General features: G+C 65.1%; 15 protein-coding genes. 11 read left to right on the plus strand and 4 right to left on the minus strand.

What is annotated here, in order from left to right:
- Positions 1–117: 117 nt before the first annotated feature.
- On the minus strand, positions 118–1305 hold the full coding sequence (locus QDT69_RS07800) for an aminotransferase class I/II-fold pyridoxal phosphate-dependent enzyme (RefSeq protein WP_279706015.1): 1188 nt from the start codon (positions 1303–1305) through the stop codon (positions 118–120).
- A gap of 240 nt (positions 1306–1545) precedes the next feature.
- Here QDT69_RS07800 and QDT69_RS07805 point away from each other — a divergent pair, with 240 nt between their 5' ends.
- The 11 genes from QDT69_RS07805 to QDT69_RS07855 all read left to right on the plus strand — a co-directional run bounded on the left by QDT69_RS07805 (position 1546) and on the right by QDT69_RS07855 (position 12516).
- Positions 1546–2967 (plus strand): M48 family metalloprotease, encoded by a 1422-nt coding sequence (locus QDT69_RS07805; protein WP_279706016.1) that lies wholly within the window; start codon positions 1546–1548, stop codon positions 2965–2967.
- Between the two features lie 86 nt (positions 2968–3053).
- Positions 3054–3821, plus strand: a complete 768-nt coding sequence (locus QDT69_RS07810) for a DsbA family protein (protein WP_279706017.1) — start codon at positions 3054–3056, stop codon at positions 3819–3821.
- Positions 3822–3954: 133 nt separating this feature from the next.
- Positions 3955–4887 (plus strand): hypothetical protein, encoded by a 933-nt coding sequence (locus QDT69_RS07815; RefSeq protein WP_279706018.1) that lies wholly within the window; start codon positions 3955–3957, stop codon positions 4885–4887.
- A gap of 127 nt (positions 4888–5014) precedes the next feature.
- Positions 5015–5815 carry a DUF1236 domain-containing protein gene (locus QDT69_RS07820; protein ID WP_279706019.1) on the plus strand — a complete coding sequence of 267 codons (801 nt, stop codon included), beginning with the start codon at positions 5015–5017 and terminating at the stop codon, positions 5813–5815.
- A gap of 309 nt (positions 5816–6124) precedes the next feature.
- Positions 6125–6598, plus strand: coding sequence for a type II 3-dehydroquinate dehydratase (gene aroQ, locus QDT69_RS07825; protein ID WP_050420223.1), 474 nt, complete (start codon positions 6125–6127; stop codon positions 6596–6598).
- A 52-nt stretch (positions 6599–6650) separates the two neighbouring features.
- Positions 6651–7154 (plus strand): acetyl-CoA carboxylase biotin carboxyl carrier protein, encoded by a 504-nt coding sequence (gene accB / locus QDT69_RS07830; protein ID WP_279706020.1) that lies wholly within the window; start codon positions 6651–6653, stop codon positions 7152–7154.
- Between the two features lie 25 nt (positions 7155–7179).
- On the plus strand, positions 7180–8538 hold the full coding sequence (accC, locus tag QDT69_RS07835) for an acetyl-CoA carboxylase biotin carboxylase subunit (RefSeq protein ID WP_279706021.1): 1359 nt from the start codon (positions 7180–7182) through the stop codon (positions 8536–8538).
- A gap of 100 nt (positions 8539–8638) precedes the next feature.
- The gene (locus QDT69_RS07840) at positions 8639–10180 is read left to right on the plus strand and encodes a CHASE3 domain-containing protein (RefSeq protein WP_279706022.1); all 1542 of its coding nucleotides are present in this window, start codon (positions 8639–8641) and stop codon (positions 10178–10180) included.
- Complete coding sequence (locus QDT69_RS07845) at positions 10177–10617, plus strand: response regulator (protein WP_050420220.1); 441 nt, start codon at positions 10177–10179, stop codon at positions 10615–10617. Before QDT69_RS07840 ends, QDT69_RS07845 begins: the two co-directional genes overlap by 4 nt.
- Positions 10614–11705, plus strand: a complete 1092-nt coding sequence (locus QDT69_RS07850; protein WP_279706023.1) for a response regulator — start codon at positions 10614–10616, stop codon at positions 11703–11705. Before QDT69_RS07845 ends, QDT69_RS07850 begins: the two co-directional genes overlap by 4 nt.
- A gap of 133 nt (positions 11706–11838) precedes the next feature.
- A complete protein-coding gene (locus QDT69_RS07855; protein WP_279706024.1) occupies positions 11839–12516 on the plus strand; it encodes a hypothetical protein in 678 nt (225 codons plus the stop codon).
- 24 nt (positions 12517–12540) lie between these two features.
- Here the strand turns inward: QDT69_RS07855 and QDT69_RS07860 are convergent, their stop codons facing one another.
- From QDT69_RS07860 to QDT69_RS07870, 3 genes are read right to left on the minus strand one after another with little or no spacing between them, the layout of a single operon-like run.
- Positions 12541–12879, minus strand: coding sequence for a BA14K family protein (locus tag QDT69_RS07860; protein WP_279706025.1), 339 nt, complete (start codon positions 12877–12879; stop codon positions 12541–12543).
- 11 nt (positions 12880–12890) lie between these two features.
- Complete coding sequence (locus tag QDT69_RS07865) at positions 12891–13202, minus strand: hypothetical protein (protein WP_279706026.1); 312 nt, start codon at positions 13200–13202, stop codon at positions 12891–12893.
- Between the two features lie 8 nt (positions 13203–13210).
- Complete coding sequence (locus QDT69_RS07870) at positions 13211–14662, minus strand: efflux transporter outer membrane subunit (RefSeq protein ID WP_279706027.1); 1452 nt, start codon at positions 14660–14662, stop codon at positions 13211–13213.
- Positions 14663–14675: the final 13 nt, after the last annotated feature.

The raw sequence follows: 14675 nt of genomic DNA on the forward strand, positions 1-14675 counted from the left end.
GTGTGGGCCCTGCCGTTTATCCGCGGCGATCTGTTGCGTCCCGCGCCGCCGAAGCACGGCAAGGCGCTTGCGAAACCAATCTAGCCGACAAGGCGGAGGGCTCTCAGAGATTGCGGGCTATTTAAGCCAATGCGCGATCCGCGCAACTGCTTCCTGCATCTCCGCCGCGGAACGCGCATAGGAAAATCGGATGAAGGCACGGCCGTGGATCGGATCGAAATCGACGCCCGGGGTCGCTGCGACGTGCGCCTTCTCGAGCATCTCGCTGGCAAAGGCGAAGCTGTCGGAGGTGAAGTCGGAGACGTCGGCATAGAGATAGAACGCGCCGTCGGCCGGCAGGAACTTGGTCAGCCCGGCCTTCGGCAGGCCCTCGATCAGGATGCGGCGGTTCTCCTGATAGCCGCGCTTGATCGCCTCCATCTCCTCGCGGCCGTCGAAAGCGGCTTCGGCCGCGATCTGCGACAGGGTCGGCACCGAGATCGAGAGATTCTGCTGCAGCCGTTCGATCGGCCGCACCAGCACGTCGGGCACCACCATCCAGCCGACGCGCCAGCCGGTCATGCAGAAGTATTTCGAGAACGAGTTGATCACGAGCGCGTTCGGCGACAACTCCGCCGCGGTCACCGCGGGAAACGCGTAGTCGAGCCCGTGATAGATCTCGTCGGAGATGAAACGGATGCCCGCGCCGTCTGCGGCCGCCATCAGGCTCGATAGCGCCTCGCGCGACATCATGGTGCCGGTCGGGTTGGCGGGGCTGCCGACCAGCACGCCCTTCAGCGGCGCCTTGCGATGGGCTGACAGCAGCGCCTCGCCGGTCAGGGCATGGCGAGTGTCGCCGGAGGTCTCGATCAGCACCGGCTCGCAGCCGAGCGCAGTCAGGATGTGCCGGTACGGCGGATAGCCCGGCACGGTGACCGCGACCCGGTCGCCCGGCTCGAACATCGCAAGGAACGCCAGGATGAACCCGCCGGACGAGCCGGTCGTGACGATGATGCGCTCGGCATCCACCGCGCAGCCATATGTGTCGCGGTAATGCCGCGCGATGCGCGCGCGCAGCGAGGGAATCCCGAGCGCGGAGGTGTAGTCGATCCGCCCGCCGGCAAGCGCGGCCTGCGCGGCCGCGATCGCCTGCTTCGGCGCGCCCTCGGCGGGCTGCCCCACCTCCATATGGATGACATAGCCGCCGGCGGCCTCGATTCGCGCCGCGGCGGCCATCACGTCCATCACCATGAACGGGGGAACGTCGCTGCGCCCGGACGCTGTCAACAAGCTGTTCAGACGGTCTCTCGGTGTCGCTTCACGCATGGATTTCTGCTATTGCACGGCCGCGGCCGGATTTGGGTTCCCGTGATCTGCGACCGCCCCAGACTGGCCGCATTCGGTGGCTCCTTATAACGCTTTCAGGCCAGGTGAATACCCCAAGTGAATACCCGGTTCGCGTGAAGAAGAGCTGCAAAAACAACAGACTGCGCCACGCGCTCGATCCGGTTGGCCCCGGAACCCGCGTTTGCTCCGGCGCGGCCCGTCATTGCCGATAGATCGCCCATGCTGTTCCGCCTTACGCCGCGCACCAGGACCATCAAGCTGACTGCCTTCAAGCTGACCGCCCTCCTGACCGCGGTCGCGCTCGCCGTTGGACCCGTCGTCCCCGCGCAGGCCCAGCAGAAGGGCCCGCCGGTGCTGCGCGACACCGAGTCCGAACAGCTGCTGCGCGAATATACGAGGCCGATCCTGCGCACCGCCGGTCTGGAAAAGCAGAACATCCAGATCGTGATCATCAACGACAGCTCGTTCAACGCGTTCGTCGCCGACGGCCGCCGCATCTTCGTCAATTACGGCGCACTGCTGCAATCGGAGACGCCGAACCAGATCATCGGCGTGCTGGCGCATGAGACGGGCCATTTGGCCGGCGGTCATCTCGCCAAGATGCGCGAGCAATTGGCGCAGGCGCAGACCCAGATGATCATCGCGATGCTGCTTGGTGTCGGCGCGCTCGCCGCGGGTGCCGGCGGCCGGGGCGCCGGCGGCGGGCTTTCCAGCGCCGGCGCGGCAGCGATCTCGGCGCCGCAATCGGTCATTCAGCGCACGCTGCTGTCCTACCAGCGTCAGCAGGAAGAAAACGCCGACCGCGCCGGCGTCAAGTTCCTGAATGCGACCGGACAGTCGGCCCGGGGCATGTATGAGACGTTCAAGCGCTTCACCGACGAGAGCCTGTTCGCCGCGCGCGGCGCCGACCCCTATCTGCAGTCGCATCCGATGCCGGTCGATCGCGTCTCCGCGCTGGAGGAACTGGCGCGCTCGAGCCCCTATTGGGACAAGAAGGACGATCCGGCGTTGCAGCTGCGTCACGACATGATGCGCGCCAAGATCTCCGGCTTCATGGAGCGGCAGGACACGGTCTACCGCCGCTATCCGCTGTCCAACACCAGCCTGCCGGCGCGCTATGCGCGCGCGATCACCACCTACCTGCACGGCGACCTGCGCTCGGCGATCGCGCAGATCGACGGCTTGATCCAGGTTCAGCCCAACAATCCCTATTTCTACGAACTGCGCGGCCAGGCCCTGCTCGAAGGCGGCCGGCCGGCGGAGGCCATCGCGCCGCTGCGCCGCGCGGTGCAGCTCTCCAATAGTTCACCGCTGATCGAGATGCTGCTCGGCCAGGCGCTGGTCGCCTCCGACAACAAGGCCACCACGGACGAGGCGATCAACATGCTGCGTGCCGCGGTGGCGCGCGAGCCCGAGGCGCCGCTCGGCTATACCCAGCTTGCGATGGCCTATGGTCGCAAGGGCGACTATGCCCAGGCCGACCTCGCCTCGGCACAGGCCGCCTATCTCCGTGGCGATGCCAAGACCGCCCGGGAGCTGGCGTCGCGCGCCAAGACGCGGTTCGCGATCGGCACGCCCGGCTGGGTCAAAGCTGACGACATTGTGAGCGCCAAGCCCATGCCGGGTCAGAAAAACAACTAGAAATAAACCGTAGTTCCATACAACGATCACCGAAACCGGCCCACGGCGATGCCGTATTTCGGGCCACCTCGAACAAGGATTTTGTCATGCCAGCGCTTCGTTTTCTTGCCCCTGCCCTGCTCGCGCTCGGCATTTGCGCCGCGCCGCTGACGGCGTCCGCGCAGAGCTTCAACGACACCCAGCGCGGCGACATCGAGACCATCGTGCGCAACTACCTGATCGCGCATCCCGAGGTGCTCGAAGAGGCGATGAACGAGCTCAGCAAGCGGCAGGCCGCCGCCGAGGCCGAGAAGCACGAGCAGAGCGTCGCCAAGAACGCCGACACGATCTTCAACTCGCCGCGCGGCGTCATGCTCGGCAACAAGGACGGCGACGTCACCTTCGTCGAGTTCTTCGATTACAACTGCGGCTACTGCAAGCGCGCAATGTCCGACATGCTCGACCTGATGAAGTCGGATCCGAAGCTGAAGGTCGTGCTGAAGGAATTCCCGGTGCTGAGCCAGGGCTCGGTCGAAGCCGCGCAGGTCGCGGTCGCCGTGCGCATGCAGGATCCGACCGGCAAGAAGTATCTCGAGTTTCACCAGAAGCTGTTGGGCGGCCGCGGCGCCGCCGACAAGGCGCGCGCCCTTGCGGTCGCCAAGGAAGTCGGTCTCGACATGACCAAGCTCGAGAAGGACATGGCGAGCCCCGAGGTCAAGGCGACCATCGAAGAGAACTTCCGCCTCGCCGAATCCATGGGCATGAACGGCACGCCGAGCTACGTGATCGGCAAGCAGGTCGTGATCGGCGCGGTCGGCGTCGAAGGTCTCAAGGAGAAGATCGGCGTTGCCCGCTGCGGCAAGGCGACCTGCTGATCCGTCCTTCGACAGCGCTCGTTCAATCAGCGAAATCCGGCTGCCAGGCAGCCGGATTTTTTTATTGCAGCACCGAACCACGTCCTCGCTGGCTGCAACCAAGGGCCGACACCAACAATGGAAGCCGCCCGCGATGCCCCTGGCCCCGCCAACCCTTGGCTACGACCTCACGCTCCTGAAGACGGCGCCGCAACGCGGCTCCGAACACGATCACGGCTGGTGCTACGGCCTGCCGCCCGGCATTCGCAGCGAGCAATGGCCGCTCAGTCCCCATGACGGCTTTCCGATGCAGCACTGCTTCACGCTGCGCCTCCCGCCGGAGTATCGCGTCAAGGGCGACGGCTATGTCGCGCTCGCGATGTTCGCCGATCAGCAATATGACGAACCCGTCGAGATCGACGCCGTCGTGCAATATCTCGCGGCAGAGACCATCGCGCGTCCGTCCGATCCGAATCTGCTGCCGTACTTCGCGTATCGACAGCATCGTCATCCGATGGAATTCCGGATGAAGGACATCATCGACCACAATTTCGCGGCGATCTGGCTCACCGAGGCCGAGTTCGCCGGCCCGCTCTGCCAGCCGCCGGAACTTGCCGGCAATCCGTTGCTGGAAACCAATTCGCCTCCACGCTGGCTCTTGAAGGGCGCCGCGCGCACGGCGTTCGACGTCAACGTCGGCCGCACCAGTCGCACCGACGAGCTGGAAAAGACATTCTGGTACCGACTGTTCGGCCACGTCCCCGCGAACGGGCACCACGCCTACGGCATTGCGCTCGCGCCGCGCGACGACGATCCCAATGTCGGCAAGCCGCCACGCGATCATCTGCTGCACAAGGGCGAGCTCGGCGACTACATTGCGCCCTATAGCGAGGACGGCATTGCGCGAGGCCTCGACCGATTGCACGGTCGTAACCATCTCGGCGGCACGATGTTTCCCAATCAATGGACGCCGAAATACAGCGCGACTTATCTCGAGATCGAAGAGCATTTCGGCGGCTTCAATTTCGGCGGCGGCAACGGCCAGCTCGATCTTGCGAGCATGGAGTTTGATTGGGCCTGCGGTTGAAGCGCGCGGCATTCATCGCGCATTCACATAAGATACAAATCGCGGGGAACCGCAAATCAACAGGAACATCGCACATCCTCTCCCGTTGTCGGCGCGGGCAATGCTGAAATAACGAGGAGGAATTTCGATGTCTAAACGCTTTCTGATTTCGGTCGCTGCGGCGGCCCTGATCGTTGGTACCGGCTTTGCGAATGCACAGGGCGCAGGCGGCGCCAACAAGGAAACCGGCGCCGGCGGCGGCGCGACCATGCAGCACTCTGAACCATCTGGTGGCGCGTCGTCGGGCACGATGGAGCACGACAAGAGCGGCATGAAGGGTTCCGAGCATTCCACGACGGGGCAATCCCCGGGCACGAAGGGTATGGAATCCGAGAAGGGACAGCCGGGCGCCAGCGGCAAGAACGCGCAGGACACCGCACCGGGCCAGAAGTCCAAGGACATGAAGGCTGAGGAGCGGGGCAAGAGCGGCACCGTCGGCGAATCCCGCGAGAAGAGCAGCGGCACCGAAAGCCGCGAGAAGAGCGGCGCCATGGAGAAGAAGGGGATGGACACCCAGAAGGGTATGGAGACCCAGAAGGGGGCAACCGAGCAGAAAGGCATGGAGACGCAGAAGGGCGCGACCGATACCAGCCGGCCGCAGACCACGACCGGCAACGCGGCGACGTCGGCCACCGCGGCTCCGCCGGCCGAGAAGCGCGCCCAGATCTCGACCGCAATCAAGTCGGAGCACGTCACCGAAACCACCAACGTCAACTTCAACGTTTCGGTGGGCACCCGCGTCCCGGCTGACGTTCACTTCTATCCGCTGCCGGAACGGGTCGTGACGATCTATCCGCAGTGGCGCGGCTATGACTTCATCCTGGTCAAGGGCCGCTACATCATCGTGCAGCCGGAGACCCACGAGATCGTCTACATCATCGAGGGCTAAGCCGGCCTCGGCGCGGGGGTGCCACGACGGGCCCTCGCCGCACTCTCAACCCCGCCCCTCAGGGGCGGGGTTTTGCATCCGCGCAACCCGCAGTCGCCGGTGGATGGCTGGCCGGAGCACAGCCGAGGAGCGCCTTCCACGAGATTTGGTTAACCAGCAATTTCCGTAGGTTACGGCAGCTATCTAACAGGCCGAGGGAAGCAGTTGAAGACCTTCCGATTTCACCTAAAGGCTTCCCCTGCGGCCGGTTGTTACCTATAACCCGGCCCACTTTCCCCTTCGCCGGAACCTTTGGCAGGAATCTTTGGAATGGCTGCTGCCGGAACGATCTATGTGCTGAACGGCCCGAACCTCAACCTGTTGGGGACGCGCGAGCCGGAGACCTACGGCCACGCCACCCTCGCCGATGTCGAGAAGCTGTGCGTGGACACCGCACGCCAGTTCGCCCTGACCGCCGACTGCCGGCAGTCCAACCGCGAGGGCGAACTGATCGACTTTATCCATGAGGCCCATGCCAAGAAGGCGGTCGGCATCATCATCAACGCCGGCGGCTACTCCCATACCTCGATCGCGCTGCATGACGCGCTGGTTGCGGTCAGGATTCCTGCCGTCGAGGTTCATGTCAGCAACATCCACGCCCGCGAGAGCTTCCGGGACCACTCGTTCACTGCTAAAGCCGCCTTCGCGTCACTTTGCGGCTTCGGCATCGACGGCTACCGGCTTGCGATCATCGGCCTTGCCACCAAAATCGGTGCCAAGATCGATGCAAAGGCAAAGACTTAATCGTCAATCCTGACGTTCCCCGTCACCAGACAGAGATTTCGGATCAAACAACATGGCGCGCCAGCCAGACGACAAATCAGCCGTAAAGTCCAAGAGCGAGTCCAAGAACGACGACAGCGTCCTCATTCGCGAACTTGCGCTGCTGCTTGCTGAGACCAACCTCACCGAGATCGAGATCGAGCGTGCGGGCCTGCGCGTCCGTGTCGCGCGCAACATCAGTATCGCGGCATCGGTGCCCGCTGCCGTACACGCGGTTGCCGCGCCGGCTGTCGTCGCCGCGCCGGCTGCCGCCGTTGCCGCTGCGACCGACCTGGCAAAGCACCCGGGCGCCGTCCCCTCGCCGATGGTCGGCACCGCCTATTGGTCGCCCGAGCCGGGCGCCAAGCCGTTCATTGAAGTTGGCACCAAGGTCACGGCCGGCCAGACGCTTCTGATCATCGAGGCGATGAAGACGATGAACCAGATCCCGTCGCCGCGCGCGGGCACCGTGACGCAGATCCTCGTCGAGGACGGCCAGCCCGTCGAATTCGGCGAGCCGCTCGTCATCATTGAATAGCTTTCCGTCAACGTCAGGCGCTGCGATGTTCGACAAGATCCTCATAGCCAATCGCGGCGAGATCGCGCTTCGCGTGCTGCGCGCCTGCAAGGAGCTCGGCATCTCCACCGTCGCGGTGCATTCCACCGCCGACGCCGACGCGATGCATGTGCGGCTCGCCGACGAGAGCGTGTGCATCGGCCCGCCGCCGTCGAAGGATTCCTACCTCAACATACCGGCGCTGCTTGCCGCCTGCGAGATCACCGGCGCCGACGCCGTGCATCCCGGCTACGGCTTCCTGTCGGAGAATGCGCGCTTTGCCGAGATCCTCGCCGACCACAATCTCGGCTTCATCGGACCGAAGGCTGAGCACATCCGCCTGATGGGCGACAAGATCGAAGCCAAGAAGACCGCCAAGCGTCTCGGCATCCCCGTGGTGCCCGGCTCGGACGGCGCGGTGACCTCGGAGGCCGACGCGCTCGCCATCGGCAAGGATATCGGCTTCCCGGTGCTGGTGAAGGCGGCAGCCGGCGGCGGTGGCCGCGGCATGAAGGTCGCCCACACCGAGGCTGACCTCGCACTCGCGCTCTCGACCGCGGCGAACGAGGCCAAGTCGGCATTCGGCGACGCCTCGGTCTATCTGGAGAAATACCTGCAGAAGCCGCGCCACATCGAGATCCAGATTCTCGGCGACGGCCGCGGCGGCGCGATCCATCTCGGCGAGCGCGATTGCTCGCTGCAGCGCCGTCACCAGAAGGTCTGGGAGGAAGGCCCCTCGCCCGTGCTCGCGGCAGCGGCGCGTGCCAGGATCGGCGAGACCTGCGCCAAGGCGATGCGGGACATGAAGTATCTCGGCGTCGGCACCATCGAATTCCTCTACGAGGACGGCGAGTTCTATTTCATCGAAATGAACACCCGCATCCAGGTCGAGCATCCGGTCACCGAAAGCATCACCGACATCGATCTGGTGCTGGAGCAGATCCGGATTGCCGCCGGCGGCGACCTGCCGGCCAAGCAGAACGACATCGCGATCATCGGCCACGCCATCGAGTGCCGCATCAATGCGGAGAACCCGCAGACCTTCCGTCCCTCGCCCGGACGGATCACGCAATTCCATCCGCCCGGCGGCCTCGGCGTGCGGATCGATTCCGCCGTCTATCAGGGCTACGTGATCCCGCCCTATTACGACTCGCTGGTCGGCAAGCTGATCGTGCACGGCAAGACCCGTGGCGAATGCCTGATGCGGCTGCGCCGGGCGCTGGACGAAATGGTGGTCGACGGCATCGAGACGACGCTGCCGCTGTTCCGCGCACTGGTGCGCGAGCCCGACATCATCGAGGGCGACTATCACATCCACTGGCTGGAGCAATATCTCGCCGGCCAGCCGTCCGACGTCCCAAAATAGTTCGGAACTCGGTGGAACCCAGGACCCTGTTCAAACGTACTAAAGGGTTATTGGCTTTCCACGGGGACGCATTGAATCCCACTCCCGCAAAGAGACCGTCGTGACGCCAGTTTCACGACGCCGATCCACGTTACAGATCCTGCTGCTCTCGGCGGGATTTTTCGTGCTGGTCGCGGTCAGCGTGGCGTCCGTCCTGCTGGTCAACAAGGCGCGCGAGGACAACGCCCTGGTCATCCACACGGTCGAGGTCGAGAGCCAGGTTGCCAGCCTGCTGGTCGACATCAGGCGCGCCGAAAGCGCCACCAGGGCGTATCTGCTGACGTCTGCACCACAATACCTGTCCGAGTACCAGTCGGCTGCGGCGGGACTCCCGGCCGCGCTCGGCCATCTCCAGATGATGACCGTCGATAATCCGACGCAGGTCGCCAATGCCGCGAGGCTCAAGGCCGCGGTCGAGCAGCGGCTGGCCGAGTTCGCCCTCAGCATTGAGCGCGTTGGGAACAACGACACTGCGACCAGCGTCGACGTCCTGCGCAAGCCCACATCGACCGATGCGCTGGAGGCGATCGCCCGGATCGGCCGCGACATGCGCACCGAGGAGGATCGCCTGCTGGCGGCGCGCACCGCGACCGCGGACAGGACCCAAGTGCTGGCCTCCTCGGTCACCATCGCCGGCTCCTGCATGGTGCTGGCGCTCGCCGCCCTCTCGGTCGTGCTGCTGCGGCAATCGTCGCGGGCGCGCGACGAGGCCGAGGCCAGGCTGCGCGACAGCAAAGTCAATCTCGAAACCATCGTCGACGAGCGGACCTCCGACCTGCGCGAGGCCAACGAGGAAATCCAGCGCTTCGCTTATATCGTCAGCCACGATTTGCGCTCGCCGCTGGTCAACATCATGGGCTTCACCAGCGAGCTGGAGGAATTGCGCGGCGACATATTCAAGCGCATCGCCACGCTCAATCGCACCGCGTCGCTGGCGCCGGCGATGCCGGAAGATGCGACGGACGTCGCCGAGCCCGAGCTCGAGGGTTCCGACAAGCAGCTGTCCGACGACTTCAACGAATCGCTCGGCTTCATCAAATCGTCGATCGCCAAGATGGACCGCCTGATCAGTGCGATCCTCAATCTCACCCGCGAGGGCCGCCGCGAGTTCAAGCCGGAGCGGATCGATCTGCGCGAGCTGATCGACGGCATCGTCAAGACGGTCGCGCACCAGGCCGCCGAGGCCAATGCGACCGTCGCGGTCGGCGCGTTGCCGAATATCGTCAGCGACCGCCTCGCGCTGGAACAGATCTTCTCCAACCTGATCGACAACGCACTCAAGTACCTCAAGGACGGCGTCCCCGGCGAGATCGCGATCGAGGGCCGCACCAAGCTCGGCTTTGCGATCTTCGAGGTCACGGACAACGGCCGCGGCATCGATCCGAACGACCATCAGCGCATCTTCGATTTGTTCCGCCGCGCCGGAACCCAGGACAAGCCCGGTCAGGGCATCGGGCTTGCCCATGTCCGCGCACTTGTGCGCAGACTGGGCGGCACCATGTCGGTAACATCGGAACTTCACCACGGCAGCACGTTCACGATCACGCTGCCCATCAAATGGTCAGGCAAGAACTTAGGCAAGAACCGGGATAAGGCATCATGAGCGATCCAGTCACCATCATCATGATCGAGGACGACGAGGGCCACGCCCGCCTGATTGAGCGGAATATCCGGCGCTCAGGTGTCAACAATGAGATCATCCCGTTCACCAACGGTACAGAGGCCGTGAACTACCTGTTCGGCAAGGATGGCAGCGCGGTTGAGCGCAAGGGCCAGGCCCTGCTCATCCTGCTTGATCTCAATCTGCCTGACATGACCGGCATCGACATTCTGAAGCGGGTCAAGGAGAACAAGTATATCAAGTCGACGCCGGTGGTCGTGCTGACCACGACCGACGACTCCCAGGAGATCAAGCGTTGCTACGAACTCGGTTGCAACGTCTACATCACCAAGCCGGTGAACTACGAAAGCTTTGCCAACGCCATTCGCCAGCTTGGCCTGTTCTTCTCCGTGATTCAGGTGCCGCCCGCTTCCGTATGACCAGCGCAACGCCGACACTGCTCTATATCGACGACGACGCGGCGCTGGCGCGCCTGGTCGAACGCGGGCTGACGCGCGCGGGCTACAAGGTCGTGCACGCCGCAAGCGGCCAGGAAGGTCTCGACCGGCTCGCCCAGGGCGGCATCGACGTCGTCGCGCTCGACCAGTACATGCCCGGCCTCGACGGGCTGGATACGCTGGAGCAGATCCTCAAGATACCGGACGCCCCGCCGGTGGTGTTCGTCACCGCCTCGCAGGATTCGGCGATTGCCGTCACCGCGCTGAAGGCCGGCGCGGCGGACTATCTGGTCAAGGACGTCAGGGGCGAGTTCATCCCCCTGCTCCAGGTCGCAGTGAACGGCGCGGTGCGGCGCGCGGCGATCCAGAAAGCGCGCGACGAGGCCGAGGCCGAGGTGCACGCCTCGCGCGACCGCTATGCCGCGCTCGCCGCCGAGCGCGAGGTTCTGCTGCGCGAGGTCAACCACAGAGTCGGCAATTCGCTGCAGATCATCGCCTCGCTGCTGCATCTGCAGGCCAATTCCGCAAGCCAGCAGGACGTCAAGGCGGCGCTCACCAATGCGATGGGCCGCGTCGCCGCCGTCGCGCAGGTGCACCGCCGCCTCTACACCTCGCACGACTTCAAGACCGTGATGCTCAACCAGTATCTCGAAGCGCTGCTTGAGGATCTCAGGCGCTCGGCCGAGGGCAACAAGATGTCGCGGCTGACGCTGAAGGCCGCCCCGGTCGAGATCGATCCCGACCGCGCGGTCGCGATCGGCATCATCGTCAACGAGCTGGTGATGAACGCCGTGAAATACGCCTATCCCGACGGCGCCGGCCCGATCCATGTCGAGCTGAAGCCGCAAGGCGACGATTTGCAGCTTGCGATCAGCGATGAAGGCGTCGGTTTCGACGACAAGGCCGATCCGCGCGGCACCGGCATGGGCCAGCGCATCGTCGCGGCGATGGCCGCCAAACTCGACGCCGGCGTCGAGCGCGACCCGGACCACAGCGGCACCCGCTTCGTGGTACGGTTCGCCCGCGTCAGCCCGGCGCCGGCGAAGTCGACCAGCGCCGCCGCCAGCTAGATCGATTTTTCGCATTCGCCTTAACGGCCGCGTCACCCTGTTGTTCGATCGCTGCAGGCTGCCCGGACCGGTTAAGACAAATCTGGGCATTGTTTGCCATGCTTTTCCCCCAACTTGGCAGGAACGGCACGCGATGTTCGGGCGCAGGGTGGAGTTCGGAAAGAAGCAGGAAACCTCGGGCGGGCTCAAGGAGGCCTTGCGTCCGGCGCCGGATGCCGACGGCGCGGCGCCCAGTTTTCACAAGAAGCAGTGGGATGATCCGCGGATCGGATCGATGCTGCGCGATGCGGGTTTCGCGCCGGACGACGAACGCGGCAACGCGCCGACGGCGGACAATCGCCTAGCCGTATTCGCTGCGGCCAATCGGCGGCTGCAGCAGCGCACAGAGGCCTTCAATCGCGACATGACGGCGCGGCACGGCCACTGCCATGCGGTGCCGTTCCTGGTCATCGATCACAAGATCTGGGACGGGCCGCACGGCGCGTTTCTCTACGCGCAGATGGATCTGATCGGCTACGACGAATGGAACGTGATCATGCTGGCATCGGATCCGCAGACCACGGAGGCATGCGGCCTCGCAGGCCATCCGGGCTTTCTCCCGGCGGTGACGCAAACCATGACCGAGCATGTGATCGGCTGGAAGGCGCGGCACGACGCCCTGCTTGAGACCTTCGGAATGACCGGCAGCGGCGGCCGAGGCATCTCGCGCGAGGACTATGAGACCGAAAGGGACACCCTGCGCCAGGAGATTATCGACAAGGCCGGCTGGATGAAGCCGCGCATCATCGAAGACCTCTTGCGCAAGGGCTAGCGGCGCTGGCCTTTCCCGAGCATCTCAATCAGGCCGATCGCGCTGCCGCCGCTGATGATGCGGGCGGCAATCCCGGCACGGTGCACCGAAGATCACCTGCGACGGATACAGTCGCGCCGAGTGATATGGCGTCGAGCCGAACAGACCAGCCGCGCCGAAGCCCGCGCTGAAGGGATCGGCGGCGAAGCTGCCCGGAAACGACCCATTGCTGCGGAAATCGCGGTCGTCATTCCTGCCGTCGAAATACGCGCCGCCGGTGCTGCCGTAGCGCAGCGGCCGCTGCGGCGCGAAGTCCTGGGCCGATACAACAGCCGTGCTGAGCGCGATGGCGGCGCAGGCGATCAATGCCCTGATGGTGGTCATGGCCGAGATCCTCATGGCGGAGTGGTCCCCCAGTCGCCCTTCCATGCGATCAGGCGTCCTTTACCGAATTGCAGATAGAGCCCGTCGCTGCGCCGTGACAACACGCTGCCCCTGACATTGGGCAGCGCGACGAACAATTCGTTGCCCGGCGTGCCGCGCACATAGTTCAGGGCAACGCCGAGCGACTGGCTGGCCTGGTCGGCGCTCATGCCGAACGCCAGCGGAACGCTGTTGGGCGGCCGCTGCTGCGCGCGGGCCATGCCGGTCGGCGCGCCCAGCGCGACGATGAGAGCAATAACGAATGACGTCACGAACCGCTGCATGATCGACCTCATGGCACTGCCGCCGCAAGCGTGCCGGCCGGCGTCCAGCCGCCGCCGAGCGCCTGGAACAGGCTGCTCGCCGCCAGCAGCCTGTTGAGCCGCACCGTGACCAGATTGTTTTCGGCCGTGAACAGCGTCTGCTGCGCCTGCAGCACCGTGATGAGGTTGACGGTGCCGCCGCGCAGCTGCGTCTCGGCGACCTCGAACGCCTTGCGCGAGGCGGCGACGACGTCGGATTGCAGGCGCTCCTGCAACGTATACTTCTGCAACGCGATCAGCGCCTTCTCGACGTCGGCGAAAGCCGACAGCACCGCCTTGCGATAGGCCTGCAGGTTTTGCAATTGCTGGCCCTTGGCAAGCTTGAGCTGGCTCTCCAGCAAGAAGCCGTCGAACAGCGGCTGGGTCAGCCCGGCGGCCAGCGTGTAATACCAGGCGCCCGGCGCGAACAGCGAGGCGAGCGCTGCGCTCTGGAAGCCGGTGGTGCCGGTCAGCTGGATCTGCGGGAAGAACGCCGCGCGCGCCGCATCGACGCTGAAATTGGACGAGGCGAGCTGCGCCTCGGCCTGGCGAATGTCAGGCCGCTGGTAGAGCAATTCCGACGGCATCCCGGGCGTCACGCGCGGCACCGCGATCTGCGTCGTGGAGCCGCCGCGCACCGTGAAATCGGCCGGCGCGCGCGCCACCAGCAGGGCGAGCGCGGCCATGTTCTGCCCGACCGTCACCTCGAGCGGCGGGATTGCCGCGCGCTGCGTCGCGACCAGCGCCTCTTGCTGCGACAAATCGAGCTGCGAGGCGGTGCCGCCGGCGAATTGCGACTTGATCAGCGCGAGGATGCGCTCGGCCGCCGCCAGATTGCGCTTGGTGACCTTGATCTGGTCCTGTGCCGCCAGCAGCTGGAAATAGGTGTTGGCAACGGTCGCCATCGTGCTCAGCGCGACCACCTCGCGATTGTAGCGGGCGACCGTCGCGCTTTCCTCCGACGCCGACAGCGTCGCGCGGTTCTTGCCCCAGAAATCCACGATATAGCTCGCGCTCAATCCGAGGCTATATTGCGAGAACGTCCCGCTGCTGCCGCCGAGCAGCGAATTCGATCCCGTCGCCACCTTTTGACGCTCGGCGTTGGCCGAACCGGAAATCGAGGGCAGCAGCGCGGCGCCGGACACGCCGGCCTGAGCGTCGGCCTGCACGATCTGGGCGATCGCCACCGCGATGTCGAGATTGTAGAGCTGCGCGGATTCCATCAGCCCGGTCAGTTCGGGCGAGCGGAAGCCGCGCCACCAGGCCAGCGCCGGGACGGCCGCGTCGGCATCGCCCTTGGCGGCGGCGCGATAGCTCGCCGGCACCTCGAGACTGAGTTCGGGCTTCTCCACCCCGGGGATGCAGCCGGACAAGCCAAGGCCGAGACCAAGGCTGACGCCGCCGAACGCGACCGCGCGCAGCAGCCGAGCCGGCCTCCGCATGATTTGAAGACTA

It is taken from the genome of Bradyrhizobium sp. CER78 (assembly GCF_029846235.1).
Lineage (GTDB): Bacteria > Pseudomonadota > Alphaproteobacteria > Rhizobiales > Xanthobacteraceae > Bradyrhizobium.

Excerpts from the sequence above, each read along its gene's own strand:
- QDT69_RS07870 (WP_279706027.1), bottom strand. The coding sequence starts at position 14,662 with ATGCGGAGGCCGGCTCGGCTGCTGCGCGCGGTCGCGTTCGGCGGCGTC.
- QDT69_RS07865 (WP_279706026.1), bottom strand. The coding sequence starts at position 13,202 with ATGCAGCGGTTCGTGACGTCATTCGTTATTGCTCTCATCGTCGCGCTG.
- accB (WP_279706020.1), top strand. The coding sequence starts at position 6,651 with ATGGCGCGCCAGCCAGACGACAAATCAGCCGTAAAGTCCAAGAGCGAG.
- QDT69_RS07860 (WP_279706025.1), bottom strand. The coding sequence starts at position 12,879 with ATGACCACCATCAGGGCATTGATCGCCTGCGCCGCCATCGCGCTCAGC.
- QDT69_RS07800 (WP_279706015.1), bottom strand. The coding sequence starts at position 1,305 with ATGCGTGAAGCGACACCGAGAGACCGTCTGAACAGCTTGTTGACAGCG.
- QDT69_RS07850 (WP_279706023.1), top strand. The coding sequence starts at position 10,614 with ATGACCAGCGCAACGCCGACACTGCTCTATATCGACGACGACGCGGCG.
- QDT69_RS07805 (WP_279706016.1), top strand. The coding sequence starts at position 1,546 with ATGCTGTTCCGCCTTACGCCGCGCACCAGGACCATCAAGCTGACTGCC.
- aroQ (WP_050420223.1), top strand. The coding sequence starts at position 6,125 with ATGGCTGCTGCCGGAACGATCTATGTGCTGAACGGCCCGAACCTCAAC.
- QDT69_RS07815 (WP_279706018.1), top strand. The coding sequence starts at position 3,955 with ATGCCCCTGGCCCCGCCAACCCTTGGCTACGACCTCACGCTCCTGAAG.
- QDT69_RS07810 (WP_279706017.1), top strand. The coding sequence starts at position 3,054 with ATGCCAGCGCTTCGTTTTCTTGCCCCTGCCCTGCTCGCGCTCGGCATT.
- QDT69_RS07845 (WP_050420220.1), top strand. The coding sequence starts at position 10,177 with ATGAGCGATCCAGTCACCATCATCATGATCGAGGACGACGAGGGCCAC.
- QDT69_RS07820 (WP_279706019.1), top strand. The coding sequence starts at position 5,015 with ATGTCTAAACGCTTTCTGATTTCGGTCGCTGCGGCGGCCCTGATCGTT.
- QDT69_RS07855 (WP_279706024.1), top strand. The coding sequence starts at position 11,839 with ATGTTCGGGCGCAGGGTGGAGTTCGGAAAGAAGCAGGAAACCTCGGGC.
- accC (WP_279706021.1), top strand. The coding sequence starts at position 7,180 with ATGTTCGACAAGATCCTCATAGCCAATCGCGGCGAGATCGCGCTTCGC.